The organism is Streptomyces sp. NPDC088923 (assembly GCF_044749745.1).
Lineage (GTDB): Bacteria > Actinomycetota > Actinomycetes > Streptomycetales > Streptomycetaceae > Streptomyces.
On record NZ_JBIVIO010000008.1, the window covers coordinates 162,165 to 176,832 of the forward strand.

Below are 14,668 nucleotides of genomic sequence, written 5' to 3' on the forward strand. Positions count from 1 at the left end.
CTCCCGCCTCGCGCACGGCGGCCCGGTAGGCGACAGCCGCCTGCTCGTCGGCGTACTCCCGCACGCCTCGCGGGTCCGCCGGCGTACGTACGCGCTCGGCGGGACGGGGCGGGCGGCTGCCTTCGGGCCAGGCGCCGACGGGGCGACGGCCGAGGACCCGCGTACCGCTCCCGAATCCCCACGCCCCGGCCGTGCGGTGCGCGGCGCCGCTGTCACGCGCTCCCGCCGGGGCGGAGGGTGCGATCTTCGGGCCCGCCGGTGGCGTGGGGCGTTCTCTGCGGGAGGTCCGGGCGTGGGTGCCCCGTACGCCCTTCCTTCCTCGCACGCGCCTGGACGTTCCCTGCTGCGGGGGTGCTGCCTCGTCCCAGAAGTCCTGGCAGAACCTGGCGAGCGGGCCGCGCGAGCCGGGCGGCTGTCCCGTGGCCTGCGCGCGCACCAGGCCGCCTTCCCACGGCACTTCGCCGACGAACGGCAGTCCGAGCAACCGCACCATCTCGGCCGTGTCCAGTTCGGTGGCCACGGGGACGGGCGGCGCGGAGACGAGGAGCCGGACATCGGGCGTCAGGGCGCCGAGGCTCGCGGCGACCTTGCGCGCCGAGGCCAGGGCACGCAGTTCCTTGGGGACGAGGAGCAGTACGAGGTCGAGCTGGCGCAGTACCTCCGCCACCTCGGCGTCGCAGCGGCGCGGCAGGTCGACGACGACGGCCCCGCCCCGGCGTCGCCCGGCCGCGAGGACCGCGCGCACCGCCTCGGGCGGGATGCCGTGGGTTTCCCCGCGGTCCCAGCTCAGGACGCGCAGACCGTGTGAGGCGGGCAGTGACTCCTCCAGCGCGCTGCCGCTCACCCGGCCCCGGGAGCGGGCGAAGTCGGGCCAGCGAAGGCCGTTTTGGCGCTCGGCGCCGAGTACCACATCGATTCCACCGCCCCAGGGGTCGGCGTCCACGAGGAGCGTCTTCCTGTTGTCGGCCGCCGAGGAAAGCGCCAGGGCGCAGGCGAGCGTCGAGGCACCCGCGCCGCCCCGGCCGCCGATGACGCCGACGGTGAGGGCGGGACCCGCGATTCCGCCCTCGGCCACTTCGGCGACCTCGGCGAGCCGGTCGGTGAGCCACTCCTCGGCGTCGGGCAGCACGAGCACGTGTTCGGCGCCGGTCTCCACCGCGTGCCGCCAGACACCGGGCCCGGTGACGGGGACGCGGCTGAGCGCCAGTAGCCCGGGCCTGCGGCTCACTCCCGAAAGGCGAGGCAGTACGTCGGTGCCGAGCAGGACGAGAGGGGGCGCCTCCCAGTCCCCGCGCCGCTCGGGCGCCGTATGGCGCACTTCGGGGAGGACGCCGGCCGCCGCGCACAATCGCAGTACGTCGTCGAGGAGTTCGGGGTCCTCGGTGATGACGAGTGGCCCGGGCGGGCGGCCCTCCCTCACCTCTGTACCGGACACACTGGCGGTCGGCTTTCCGCGCGACGCGGGGGCGGTGCTCTCCCGCCTGTATTTCCCGAAGCCTGCGGGCCTTGCCGCGTCCCGCCCGGCGCCCGCCCCGGCTCCTTCGTGTCTTCCCCCGTGCACACCCATCACTTCCACTTCCCTCCGGTCGTCTTCGCCGGCCGCCGTGCGAGGTCCGCGCCGCTGAACCGGCCTGCCGCGCATACACGCGCGCCGCGAAATGAAGTGCTTCGCCGACGGGGTAGGCCCCCGTAACGGCCTGCGTGTTCTTCGCGAACGCATTCAGGCTTGCAGAGGGCGGGGAGGCATTGAGCACTCGACAGCAAATCTGTGGATAACTCAGTGGAAGTGGATATTCGCGTCACTCATTCCGGTGACGAGAGTGAGAGAAGCACCGAAGTTATCCACAGATTTCAGCTCGATGCACCCAACCGACCACGGACCGTGACAGGCTGTGCATCACGAGCACTCGACCGCACCGGCGGCCGAGGCAGGAGCGCGTCACGCGCAAGGAGGGGGAAGGTCGATGGCGAGCCGGACAAACCGCACCAAACGGCCGCAGACATGCGACGACCCCCGCCGGGGGGGGAGAGCGGGGGTCGTCTTCACGGCCGACTCGGGGGGGAGGAGCCGGGCCGTGCTAGACACGGTCGCGAACGATCCGTGACCTCCATGGTGTACCCGAGGGTTCTCTCAGGCAAACGCGTACGCGCCGCCTTACGCCGAATGGTGGGCGCCTATGCTCGGCCCCGTGGAAAACCACTCCTTGCCGCGCACAGCCGCCTTCTTCGACCTCGACAAGACCGTCATTGCGAAGTCGAGCACACTCACGTTCAGCAAGTCCTTCTATCAAGGCGGACTGATCAACCGCAGGGCCGCGCTGCGAACGGCGTACACGCAGTTCGTCTTCCTCGTGGGCGGCGCCGATCACGACCAGATGGAGCGGATGCGCTCCTATCTCTCCTCTCTGTGTCGCGGCTGGAACGTGCGGCAGGTCAAGGAGATCGTGGCCGAGACCCTGCACGACCTCATCGACCCGATCATCTACGACGAGGCGGCGTCCCTCATCGAGGAGCACCACGCGGCCGGCCGCGACGTAGTGATCGTCTCCACGTCGGGCGCCGAAGTGGTGGAGCCGATCGGCGAGTTGTTGGGAGCCGACCGCGTGGTCGCGACGCGCATGGTCGTGGGGGAGAACGGCTGCTACACGGGTGAGGTGGAGTACTACGCCTACGGCCCCACAAAGGCCGAGGCGGTGAAGGAGCTGGCAGAGACCGAGGGCTACGACCTGGCCCGCTGCTACGCCTACAGCGACTCGGCGACCGACCTGCCGATGCTGGAGGCGGTGGGGCACCCGGCGGCGGTCAACCCCGACCGCACCCTGCGAAAGGAAGCGCTGGCCCGCGAGTGGCCGGTACTGGATTTCCACCGTCCGGTACGGCTCAAGCAGCGCCTGCCGAGGTTCCGGCCGCCCACGCCGGTCCTCCTCGCCGCGGCGGCGTTCGGCGCCGTCGCCGCCGCGGGGCTGGTCTGGTACTCCAGCCGCCGCCGCTCCCTCGCGAGCTGAGCAGTTCCCGCTCGTGATTCCTCCGAGCCCTCGCACCGACAGCGGTGCCAGGAGGCCGTCGCCGACGGCTCACCCACTCGGGGAGGGCGCTTCAAGCAGCCCCGCGCTGAAGCGCCTCGCACACGGCGGTGGACTCGCGCGCGCCGAGTTCCACCGCACGCGCACAGTGCCGGACCCAGCCGGCGACACCCGCCGGGGTGCCGGTGACGTACCCGGCCAGGGCCCGGGAGTACTCCTCGGCTCCCAGCTCCGCGTGCCCCACCTCGGCGGGGCACACCGCCTTCGGGTCGAGGCCCGAGCCGACCAGCACGATGCGCTCGGCGGCGCGCGCGACCAGTCCGTTGCGTGTCGTGAATGGTCGCAGGGCGAGGAGTTCGCCGTGCACGATCGCGGCGACGACCAGGGCGGGCGCCTTGGAGCCCGAGGCGAGCAGAGCGGTCAGCCCCTCCAGCCTGGCCGCGGTCTCGGCGGCGTCGGGGAGGGGGAGACCGAGGTCGCCGTCCTCGACGCCCTCGCCCGCCACCCGGGGCCGTCCCACCTCGGGGGCCTCCCTGGCCTCGGCCACCACGTGCAGGCGGGCCAGTACGCGCAAGGGCGACTGGCCCCATACGGAGAGGAGTTGCCCCGCCTCGGCGCTCAGCCGCAGTGCCCCGCCCACCGTGCGCGCCTCGGGCTCGGAGCCGAAGTCGGTGCGGCGACGCACTTCCTCCAGCTCCCAGTCGGCCCCGTCGAGCGCGGCGGAGGCGCGGGCACCCCGCAGGGCGGCCTCGGAGCTGATCTCGTTGCTGCGGCGCCGCATGACGCGGTGGGCGTAGACCCTGTCCACGGCGGTGCGGACGGATTCGACCGCCTCGGGTACCCCCGGCAGGTTCGCGAGGGCGGCGAACGGGTCGGCGCCCGCTGCTGTCGTACTCATGAGTAAGACCCTACGCATTCGGGGTGCGGACCCCTCGAAGGAGTGGTGTTCTTCACGCGGATTGGACACGAGGCGCCACAGACTCTCTACGCTAGGTGAATATGAAGATCGCTTTCGTAGGGAAGGGCGGCAGCGGCAAGACGACCCTGGCCGCACTCTTCGTCCGCCACCTCGCGCGGACGGGTGCCCCCGTCCTGGCGGTGGACGCCGACATCAACCAGCACCTCGGCGTGGCCCTCGGCCTGACCGAGGAGGAGGCCGCCCACTTGCCCGCGATGGGAGTGCGTCTCCCGCTCATCAAGGAGTACCTGCGGGGCAGCAATCCCCGCATCGCCTCGGTGGACAGCATGATCAAGACGACTCCGCCCGGGGCAGGCTCGCGGCTGCTGCGGGTGGCGGAGGCGAACCCGGTGCACGACGCCTGTGCGCGCCGGGTGGAGCTGGACGGTTCGGACGCCCGGCTCATGGTCACCGGGGCATTCACCGAGGCCGACCTCGGAGTGGCCTGCTACCACTCGAAGGTCGGGGCGGTGGAGCTGTATCTGAACCACTTGGTCGACGGTCGGGACGAGTACGTGGTGGTGGACATGACCGCCGGCGCGGACTCCTTCGCCTCCGGTCTGTTCACCCGGTTCGACATGACCTTCCTGGTGGCGGAGCCGACCCGGCGGGGAGTGTCGGTCTACCGCCAGTACAAGGAGTACGCGCGGGACTTCGGGGTGGCGCTCCGGGTCGTGGGCAACAAGGTGGACGAGCCGGACGACCTCGCGTTCCTGCGGGACGAGGTCGGCGAGGACCTCTTGGCGACGGTGGGCAGGTCGCGGTGGGTGCGGGCGATGGAGAAGGGGCGCTCGGCGCCGTTCGGGGAGCTGGAGGAGGAGAACAGGACGGCTCTGGGCAGTCTTCAGAAGTGTGTGGACGCCACGTACTCACGGCGGGACTGGGAGCGGTACACGCGACAGATGGTGCACTTCCACCTGAAGAACGCGCTGAGCTGGGGCAACGACCGGACCGGGGCGAACCTCGCCTCACAGGTCGACCCCGACTTCGTCCTGGACGAGACCGGACGAAAGCGGAACCCGGGCGGCCTGCGAGCCCTGCTCGACCAGGACGAGATGACAGACGCGGTCTGACGAAGAGCGGTCGGTAAGGAGCGGGGCGGCGCGCGAGGCGCGGGCACCGGTGCGCCGAATCGTCTCCTGTCCCGGGGCCTCCGAGGCCGTCGTTGTGACACGGGCGGGCGAACCGTGGGCGGTTCGTTGACCGCTGGGGGCTCCACGATGGAGGGGTCCGGGAGGGGCGCGAGGTTGACGCCGCCGAGGCGAAGCGACGAAGCGCGGACGGGAGTTGGCGGTTGCTGGTTCGCCGAGCCGGGGAGGTCGCCCAGGTGCCTGGAGCCCTTGCGTGGCGGGGAATCGCGAGGAAGCCGCGTCGCGTGCCGTGCGCGTGTCCGGCGGGGGCGTACGGGAAGGAGGAAGCGGACCGGGGGGGCGGTTCCGGGGCGTCGCGCCAGGTGCGAGGAGCGCCGCGGGCACGGGCGGTCCGTGTAGCGTCCGGGCCACGGTCTGCGTCGTTCTCCCGAACCGGCCCCTCCCCCGGCCCGGGACCCGTACGATCAGCCCAGAGCCCGTGCCCGGGCCGGCACCCCGAATGCCGGTCCGGGCGCGGAGCCGGTGGGGTCCGTCGCGACGGGCCCCACCACCTCACCGGTTTCGGCCGTTCCGCTGCGCGCCAGCGGGACCGGCCGGGGTGCTCCCGTCAGCCGTCGGGAGCGCTGAACGGTTCCGGGGACGCACTGCGCGAGGACGGCCCCGGAGGGGCGGGACCCTGTGGGACGCCGGCCCCGCAGGGACCTGCTTCGTTCGCCCCGGCCCGGATCAGTGCTTCTTCTCCTCCTTTTTCTGCGGCTGGGCGCCCGCGGCGGCGTCGGCGGCGGCCGGGGTGGTGGAGGTGAGCGCGCCCCAGCCGTTCTTGGGCGCTTGGCCAACGCCGAGCTTCTGGAGCTTGGCGAGGGTCGCGGGGTCCTGGGCGTCGAGCCAGTCGGCGAGCTCCCGGAAGGAGACGCAGCGGACGCCCTTCTTGTGGCATACCGTCTTGACGACGTCTTCGACGGCGCGCATGTAGGTGCCGCCGTTCCAGGACTCGAAGTGGTTGCCGATGATCACCGGGGCGCGGTTGCCGCGGTAGGAGCGGTCGAAGGACTCCAGGAGGCCCTGGCGCATCTGGTTGCCCCAGAAGTCGCGCTTGGCGGGGTCGCCCTGGGTCGTCCCGGACTGGTTGACCAGGAAGTTGTAGTCCATCGAGATGGTCTCGTAGGTGTGGCCGGGCATGGGGACCATGTGCATCGAGAGGTCCCACATGCCTTGCTTCTTGGTGGGCCAGACCTGCTCGCGGACACCGCTGCTGTCGTAGCGGAAGCCCATCGGCCCCGCGGCGGCCATGAAGTTCTTCTGTCCTTCGAGGCAGGGGGTGCGCCCCCCGATGAGCTCCTTGTCGTAGTCGAAGGGGAGCGGGTCGGTCTTGCCGGTGGAGGTGTTGGTCTTCCAGGTCTTCACGAACTGCTTGGCCTGGCTGATCTCACTGCGCCAGTCCGCGACGGACCACTCGCCGACGCCGCCACCCTTGCCGCAGAAGTGGCCGTTGAAGTGGGTGCCGATCTCGTGGCCGTCCAGCCAGGCCCCGCGGACCTGGTCGACGGTGTCACGGATGCCCTTGAGGTCGTTGAAGCCGATGTCGGAGCGGCCCGGGGAGTGCATGGGCGGGTGGTAGAGGTCCTTCTTCGCGCCGGGGAGCATGTAGACCCCGCTGAGGAAGAAGGTCATGGTCGCGTTGTTCTCCTTGGCGACCTTGCGGAAGTGCGAGAAGAGCTTCTGGCCGTCCTCGCCCGCGCCGTCCCAGGAGAAGACGACGAACTGGGGAGGCTGCTGGCCGGCCTTGAGCTTCTCGGGGCGGAGCTGGTGCGGCTGGACGCCGGTGAAGGCCGTCGAGCCGTCACCGATGAGGTGGACGGCGTTCTTCGGGGCGGGGGCGGGTTCGGCCTTCTCCTTCTTGCCCTGAGCCCTGGGGTGTCCGGTGTCGTGGGAGGCGCCGCTCCCGCAGCCTGTCAGGGCGACGGCGCAGGCGGCGGCCACTGTGGCCACCGCCGTCATTCTTCTGGTGGCAGCCATGACGGCCCACCTTCTTCCTTGCATCGCTCACGTGGGCCGCACCGCGTCCCGCAGGCGGGAAGGGTCCGGCCGAGGTCCGCGCCAACGTCACACGTGAGGCGATTCCGTCATGGACTGACAAGCCGTACAAAATGATTAATCACTCCTGCGAGTGAAGTAATGGCCTGTTTGCCCGGATAGACGGCAAGAATCCTTTACTCTCAATTACGATCCATTTACCAAGTGTTGAACCACTGTGCTCGGTGGTCCCCTCCGAAACCAGCGCGCCGCCTTCCCCACCCCCACCTCGCGCGTACGTACCCGACCCCTGAACCCCCGCCGGCCGCCACCGACCGCACACCAGCGCACCCCGCACACCACGCATCCCGCCGCTGTACGCCGTGACCCACGGCCGCGTTCCGACGCGACCGCGCAGCCCCGGAGGAGACGGGAACATGACTTCTCGCGTAAACACACACACCTCGCACGGACCGCCGGAGCCCGACAAGCCCGAACCCGGCCTCGCCAAGCCGGAACCCGGCCTCGGCGAGGCCAAGACCAAGGCCACCGGTCCCATCCCGGCCCGTACGACCGAACCCCCCACGTCCCCCACGTCCCCCACCCACGACCATCCCCACACCCCACCCGCCCCCCACGACCCTCCTCGCCCCGAATCCCCCCAGGGCCACGACCCCCGCCCGCGCTCGCAGCCCCGTCTCCGCCTCCCCGAGGCCGTCGACCTCTCCGCCTCGATCTCCGTGTTCCTCATCGCCCTGCCGCTTTCGCTCGGCATCGCGCTGGCGACCGGGGCGCCACTTCAGGCGGGGCTCGTCGCCGCCGCCGTGGGCGGGCTGATCGCGGGGCGGCTCGGGGGCTCGGTGCTCCAGGTGAGCGGGCCGGCGGCCGGGCTCACGGTCGTGACGGCCGACATCATCCAGCAGTACGGCTGGCGGGCGACCTGTGCGATCACCGTGTTCGCCGGGGTCTGCCAACTCGGGCTCGGGATGCTCCGCGTGGCGCGTTCCGCGCTCGCGGTGAGCCCGGCGATCGTGCACGGGATGCTCGCGGGCATCGGCATCACGATCGCGGTCGCACAGGTGCACATCGTGCTCGGCGGTACGCCGCAGAGCAGTGTGCTCGACAACCTGCGCGGGCTGCCGGCGCAGCTCGCGGACACGCAATGGGCAGCGTTCGCGATGAGCGTGGTGACGCTCGCCGTGCTCTACCTGTGGCCGAAGCTGCCAGGGCGCGCCGCGCGGCTCGCGAAGCTGCTGCCCGCCACGCTCGTCGCGGTCACCGCCGCGACACTCGTCGCGGCGCTCCTGGGGCTCTCACTGCCCCGCGTGGACCTGCCCTCGTGGAGCAACCACGCGCTGGCCGCCCTGCCGGAAGGCTCCCTCGGTGGCGTCGTCGCCGCGGTCGTGACGATCACGCTCGTCACGAGTGTGCAGTCGCTGCTCGGCGCGGTCGCCGTTGACAAGCTCGTCGCCGGACGGCCGGAGCAGGCGGCCCGGGTGCCGCGGTCGAACCTCGATCGCGAACTGCTCGGCCAGGGCGCGGCGAACATCGCGTCGGGCGCCCTCGGCGGCCTGCCCGTCGCTGGGGTCGCCGTCCGCAGCACCGCCAACATCAACGCGGGCGCGGTGAGCCGCGCCTCGACGATGCTGCATGGGGTGTGGGTGCTGGTCGCGGCCCTGCTCGCGGTGCCGCTGCTCCAGTACATCCCGCTCGCGGTGCTCGCCGCGCTCGTGATGTCCGTGGGCATCCAGATGGTCAATCTGCACCACATCAGGACGGTGACGCGGCACCGGGAGTTCCTCGTCTACGGGGTGACGACGTGCGGTGTTGTCTTCCTCGGGGTGCTCGAAGGGGTCGGCCTCGGCATCGCCGTCGCGGTCGGTCTCGCTCTGCACCGGCTCAGCCACACCCGGATCGTCCACCACGAGCGGGCGGGTCACCACCTCGTACACGTGCGCGGGCAGTTGACCTTCCTGGCCGTGCCCCGGCTCAGCCGGACGCTGCACCACGTACCGGCGAAAGCCACCGTGGTCGTCGAACTGGACGGCTCGTTCATGGACCACGCCGCCTTCGAGACACTCCAGGACTGGCGGACCTCGCACACCGCGCAAGGGGGCGCGGTCAGCATGACGGGCCCCGTGGGCACCCATATCACCGAACCGGCAGGGGGATCGCACGGCCACTGCCGTCCCTGGGCGCCGTGGCGCAACCACAGCAGGCCCGCGACGATCGGTCCCGTGGCCGGGTCGACCGGCTCCGGCAGCGGGGCGCAGCGCCTCGTCTCCGGGATCAGCGCCTTCCAGCGCGACACGGCGCCCCACATGCGCGAGGAACTCGCCCGCCTCGCACGGGAGGGGCAGCGGCCCTCGCAGCTCTTCCTCACCTGCGCGGACTCCCGCCTCGTCACGAGCATGATCACGGCAAGCGGCCCGGGCGACCTCTTCACCGTCCGCAACGTGGGAAATCTCGTCCCCCCGCCCGGCGCGGACGACCACACGGAGAGGGGCGCGGACGACCGTGCGGAGAGCGGCACCGGCTCGGTGACCGGTGTCGGCGGGATGAGCGGGGACGACTCGGTGGGAGCCGCGATCGAGTACGCGGTCGACGTGCTGCGCGTCGAGTCGATCACCGTCTGCGGTCACTCCGGCTGCGGCGCGATGCAGGCGTTGTTGAGCGAGGACGAGCGGCGCACTGGGGCGGCGGGCGAGGAGAGGGCCGAGACGCCTTTGTCGCCGCTGTGGCGGTGGCTGCGGTACGGGGCGCCCAGCCTCGCGCGGCTGCGGGGGGACGCGAGCGCGCTTCCCGGTTTCGCGCGGCGCGCTCCCGCCGATGTCGCCGAGCAGCTCTGCCTGGTCAACATCGTGCAGCAGCTGGACCACTTGCGGGGGCATCCGGCGGTGGCCCGCAGGCTCGCGGAGGGCAGCCTGGCGCTGCACGGCATGTACTTCCATGTGGGCGAGGCCCAGGCGTACCTGCTGCGTGAGGACGTCGCCGGGGCCGTGCCGGTCTTCGAGGAGGTGAGCGCCGCCCAGGAGCCGGAGCGACCCGTGCCCGCCTGAGCCGGAAAGCCGCGGGAAACCGGCAGCCAGGAGGAGAGCTCCCCCGCGCGGAGGACACGGCCAGGCCCGACCGCTGGCCGAACCTCCGCCCGGGGACGTCCGACTTGAGGCGTCCGGCTTGAGGCGTCCGACCAGGGACGCCCGACTTAAGGCGTCCAACTTGAGGCGCCCGACTTGAGGCGTCCGCCCTCGTCCGTACGGCCGCAACCTCGCCGTACGGACGAGGGCGAAGCCGCGCGGCCACGCCGGACCGCGCCCCAAGCCTCTCAGCACCCCACCGTCCCGCCCTCACACCGCCCCGCCACCCTCACAGCCCCCCACCCTCACCACCCCGCCGCCCGGCGGAGACGTGCCGCCGAGCGGCGGGGAGTGGGGGGCGGAGCGGGTGGGCAGGAGCGGGGGAGGCAGAGCCGTTGGGGTGTCGTCGGCGGGCCGCCTCGCTGAAGCTCGCGGGGCGTTCGCGCACTTCGCGGGCGGGGCGGATGAACCTCCGACCTGGGACGTACGTGCCAGAGGCAGCGGGGCCGCGTGGATCACGCGTGCTCCGGCGGGTCCGCTTTGCGGGGGTTGACCTCGTGTCTCCGCAAGCGTTGAATCCCCATGGCAGGACAGAATTGGTCTACACCACGGGACGGTGGGTCAGTGAGCGAGCGTTCGTCAATCGCCAACATGCTCAAGGAAGAGCGCAAGTTCGCGCCGCCGGCGGAGCTGGCGGCGCACGCCAACGTGAAGGCGGACGCCTATGAGCGGGCGCGCGCGGACCGCCTCGGCTTCTGGGCCGAGCAGGCGCGTCGGCTGAGCTGGGAGACAGAGCCCACCGAAACCCTGGACTGGTCGAATCCGCCGTTCGCCAAGTGGTTCGCGGACGGCAAGCTGAACGTCGCGTACAACTGCGTGGACCGCCACGTCGAGGCGGGCAACGGCGACCGGGTCGCGATCCACTTCGAGGGCGAGCCGGGCGACAGCCGCAGCATCACGTACGCGCAGCTCAAGGACGAGGTCTCGCGCGCGGCGAACGGCCTGATCGAGCTCGGCGTCGGCAAGGGCGACCGGGTCGCGGTCTATCTGCCGATGATCCCCGAGGCCGTCATCGCGATGCTCGCCTGCGCGCGCATCGGCGCGATGCACTCCGTCGTCTTCGGCGGTTTCTCGGCCGACGCGATCGCCGCGCGGATCGCCGACGCGGACGCGAAGGTCGTCATCACGGCCGACGGCGGCTACCGGCGCGGCAAGCCGAGCGCGCTCAAGCCCGCCGTGGACGCGGCCGTCTCGCGCTTCGACACGGTCGAGCACGTCGTCGTCGTCCGCCGTACGGGCGAGGACACGGCGTGGACCGAGGGCCGCGACGTGTGGTGGCACGAGCTGACCGAGCGCCAGTCGGCCGAGCACACGCCCGAGGCCTTCGAGGCCGAGCAGCCGCTCTTCATCCTCTACACCTCGGGCACCACGGGTAAGCCGAAGGGCATCCTGCACACCTCGGGCGGCTACCTCACGCAGGCGAGCTTCACGCACCACGCGGTCTTCGATCTCAAGCCGGAGACGGACGTCTACTGGTGCACGGCCGACATCGGCTGGGTCACCGGGCACTCGTACATCGTCTACGGTCCGCTCTCCAACGGCGCGACGCAGGTGATGTACGAGGGCACGCCGGACACTCCGCACCAGGGACGATTCTGGGAAATCATCCAGAAGTACGGGGTGACGATCCTGTACGCGGCGCCGACGGCGATTCGCACGTTCATGAAGTGGGGCGACGACATCCCCGCGAAGTTCGACCTCTCCTCGCTGCGGGTGCTCGGTTCGGTCGGTGAGCCGATCAACCCCGAGGCATGGATGTGGTACCGCAAGAACATCGGCCACGACAAGGCCCCCATCGTCGACACGTGGTGGCAGACCGAGACCGGTTCGATGATGATCTCGCCGCTTCCGGGCGTCACCGCGACGAAGCCGGGTTCGGCGCAGACACCGCTGCCGGGTATCTCGGCGACGGTCGTGGACGACGAGGGCAACGAGGTCGGGAACGGGGGCGGCGGCTACCTCGTGCTCACCGAGCCGTGGCCCTCGATGCTCCGCACCATCTGGGGCGACGACCAGCGCTTCATCGACACGTACTGGTCGCGCTTCGAGGGCAAGTACTTCGCCGGTGACGGGGCGAAGAAGGACGAGGACGGCGACATCTGGCTGCTCGGCCGGGTCGACGACGTCATGCTCGTGTCGGGGCACAACATCTCCACGACCGAGGTCGAGTCGGCGCTCGTCTCGCATCCGGCGGTCGCGGAGGCGGCGGTCGTCGGTGCGGCGGACCAGACCACGGGTCAGGCCATCGTGGCCTTCGTGATCCTGCGGGGCACGGCGACGGAGTCGGAGGACCTGGTCGCGGACCTGCGCAACCACGTGGGCGCGACGCTGGGGCCGATCGCCAAGCCGAAGCGCATCATGGCGGTCGCCGAGCTGCCGAAGACGCGGTCCGGGAAGATCATGCGGAGGCTGCTGCGCGATGTGGCGGAGAACCGCGAGCTGGGGGACGTCACGACGTTGACGGACTCCTCGGTGATGGATCTCATCCAGTCGAAGCTGCCTGCCTCCGGCGGGAGCGACGACTGACGATCTGCGTCGGATGAGGGAGGGGCGGGTCCTTCGGGGCTCGCCCCTTCGTCGTACGGAGGCATCGGGTGTACACCCGTACTCCGGTGTACGGGTGTCCGTCAGTGTACGGATGTACTCCAGTGCACGACTGTCCTCCGGTGTACAGCTGTCCTCCGGTGTACGGGTGTACTCCAGCGCACGGAACGCACCCCGAGTACGGGTGTACACCGAACCTGCGCGGCACCGGCCCGCAACGCGAGCCCACAGCGCAGGCCCGCAACGCGAGCCCACAGCGCAGGCCCACAACGCGAGCCCACAGCGCAGGCCCACAACGCGAGCCCACGGCGCGAACCCGCGCACCGCGTCCCTATCGCGGACCAGCGCCCGGCGCGGAACTCGTGAGTAAGGTGGGTCCGTACGCCCTGCGTACCGACAAACGAAGAGGGGTGCCGGGAAGTCTGGTCGGCGTGTGATCACCCGACGCCGAACCGCGCCCCCACGGGCGCCGGACCTGGAGACCCCCGTGCCCAGCACCCGCCTGCCCACTCCCGGCCGCCGTTTCCTCGGCCGCCTCCCCCTGCCGGAGTACCGCTACCTCGCCGATGCCCTGCGCGCCGAGACGCTCGGCGGGGTGCTGCTCCTCGTCGCCGCCGTCCTCGCCCTCGTCTGGGCGAACACGCCCCTGTCGCACAGCTACGAGATCGTCCGCGACTTCCACTTCGGGCCCGCCTCGCTCGGGCTGCGCCTCTCCGTGGAGCACTGGGCGGCGGACGGGCTGCTCGCGGTGTTCTTCTTCGTCGCGGGCGCCGAGCTGAAGCGTGAGCTGGTCGCGGGAGATCTGCGCGATCCCAAGGCCGCGCTGCTTCCCGTGGTCGCCGCGGCGTGCGGGATGATCGCGCCCGCGCTCGTGTACACGCTCGTCAACACGGTCGGCGGCGGCGATATGGGCGGCTGGGCGGTGCCGACCGCGACGGACATCGCCTTCGCGCTCGCGGTGCTCGCCGTGCTCGGTACCGCACTGCCCTCGCCCCTGCGCGCCTTCCTCCTGACTCTCGCGGTCGTCGACGACCTCTTCGCGATCCTGATCATCGCGGTCTTCTTCACGAGCGACCTGAACTTTCTCGCGCTCGGCGGGGCCGTCGCCGGGCTCGCCGTCTTCTGGTTCCTGCTGCGCCGCCTGCGGGTGCGGGGCTGGTACGTGTACGTACCGCTCGCGCTGGTGATCTGGGGGCTCATGTACAACAGCGGCGTGCACGCGACGATCGCGGGCGTCGCGATGGGCCTCATGCTGCGCTGTCACCGTGAGGAGGGCGAGGAGGCGTCTCCCGGGGAGCGGGTCGAGCACCTGGTGCGCCCCTACTCGGCCGGGCTCGCGGTGCCGCTCTTCGCGCTTTTCTCCGCCGGGGTCGCGGTGGGCGGCGACGCGCTCGCCGACATCTTCACGCGCCCGGAGACGCTGGGAGTGGTCCTCGGGCTCGTCGTCGGCAAGGCGGTGGGGGTCTTCGGCGGTACGTGGCTGACGGCGCGTTTCACGCGGGCCTCGCTCAGCGACGAACTGGCCTGGTCCGATCTCTTCGCGGTCTCCGTGCTCGCCGGCATCGGCTTCACCGTGTCCCTCCTCATCGGCGAACTCGCCTTCACGGGCGATCCGCACCTCACCGACGAGGTCAAGGCGGCGGTACTCGTCGGCTCGCTTCTGGCGGTCCTGCTCGCCACCGTCCTGCTGCGGCTGCGCAACCGGGTGTACGTGCGGCTGCTCGCCGAGGAGGAACGCGACGAGGACCGCGACGGCGTCCCGGACGTCTACCAGCAGGACGACCCGGCACACCATCAGCGCCTCGCCGGCTCCTACGAGGAAAAGGCGGCCGAACACCGCGCCCGCGCCCGGGAGCGGGAGGGCCCCGGTGCGAGCGACGCCTGACCCGGAGTCGGATCGCC

At 71.2% G+C, this 14,668-nt stretch carries 7 protein-coding genes and 1 pseudogene; 5 read left to right on the forward strand and 3 right to left on the reverse strand.

Translation table 11 applies throughout. From position 1 onward, the window contains the following. Positions 1-355: 355 nt before the first annotated feature. Positions 356-1,567: pseudogene (ssd, locus tag ACIP4O_RS25940) on the reverse strand (septum site-determining protein Ssd); the annotation flags it as partial. 610 nt (positions 1,568-2,177) lie between these two features. Between ssd and ACIP4O_RS25945 the strand changes: the two are divergent. Further along, entirely contained in the window at positions 2,178-3,005 is an 828-nt protein-coding gene (locus ACIP4O_RS25945; protein ID WP_401577981.1) for an HAD family hydrolase, read from the forward strand. 91 nt (positions 3,006-3,096) lie between these two features. Here the strand turns inward: ACIP4O_RS25945 and ACIP4O_RS25950 are convergent, their stop codons facing one another. Continuing rightward, positions 3,097-3,921 (reverse strand): oxidoreductase, encoded by an 825-nt coding sequence (locus tag ACIP4O_RS25950; RefSeq protein ID WP_401577982.1) that lies wholly within the window; start codon positions 3,919-3,921, stop codon positions 3,097-3,099. 101 nt (positions 3,922-4,022) lie between these two features. Here ACIP4O_RS25950 and ACIP4O_RS25955 point away from each other — a divergent pair, with 101 nt between their 5' ends. Next, complete coding sequence (locus ACIP4O_RS25955; RefSeq protein ID WP_401577983.1) at positions 4,023-5,054, forward strand: ATP-binding protein; 1,032 nt, start codon at positions 4,023-4,025, stop codon at positions 5,052-5,054. A gap of 744 nt (positions 5,055-5,798) precedes the next feature. On the opposite strand, the gene ACIP4O_RS25960 is transcribed toward ACIP4O_RS25955, so the two are convergent. Next, positions 5,799-7,088: a hypothetical protein gene (locus tag ACIP4O_RS25960; protein ID WP_401577985.1), complete on the reverse strand. Its 1,290-nt coding sequence runs from the start codon at positions 7,086-7,088 to the stop codon at positions 5,799-5,801. A gap of 434 nt (positions 7,089-7,522) precedes the next feature. Here ACIP4O_RS25960 and ACIP4O_RS25965 point away from each other — a divergent pair, with 434 nt between their 5' ends. From ACIP4O_RS25965 to nhaA, 3 genes are all read left to right on the forward strand, one after another. Further along, positions 7,523-10,144 (forward strand): SulP family inorganic anion transporter, encoded by a 2,622-nt coding sequence (locus ACIP4O_RS25965; RefSeq protein ID WP_401577987.1) that lies wholly within the window; start codon positions 7,523-7,525, stop codon positions 10,142-10,144. A gap of 669 nt (positions 10,145-10,813) precedes the next feature. Next, a complete protein-coding gene (acs, locus tag ACIP4O_RS25970; RefSeq protein WP_401578172.1) occupies positions 10,814-12,748 on the forward strand; it encodes an acetate--CoA ligase in 1,935 nt (644 codons plus the stop codon). Between the two features lie 520 nt (positions 12,749-13,268). Beyond that, the gene (gene nhaA / locus ACIP4O_RS25975) at positions 13,269-14,651 is read left to right on the forward strand and encodes a Na+/H+ antiporter NhaA (protein WP_401578173.1); all 1,383 of its coding nucleotides are present in this window, start codon (positions 13,269-13,271) and stop codon (positions 14,649-14,651) included. Positions 14,652-14,668 lie beyond the last annotated feature (17 nt).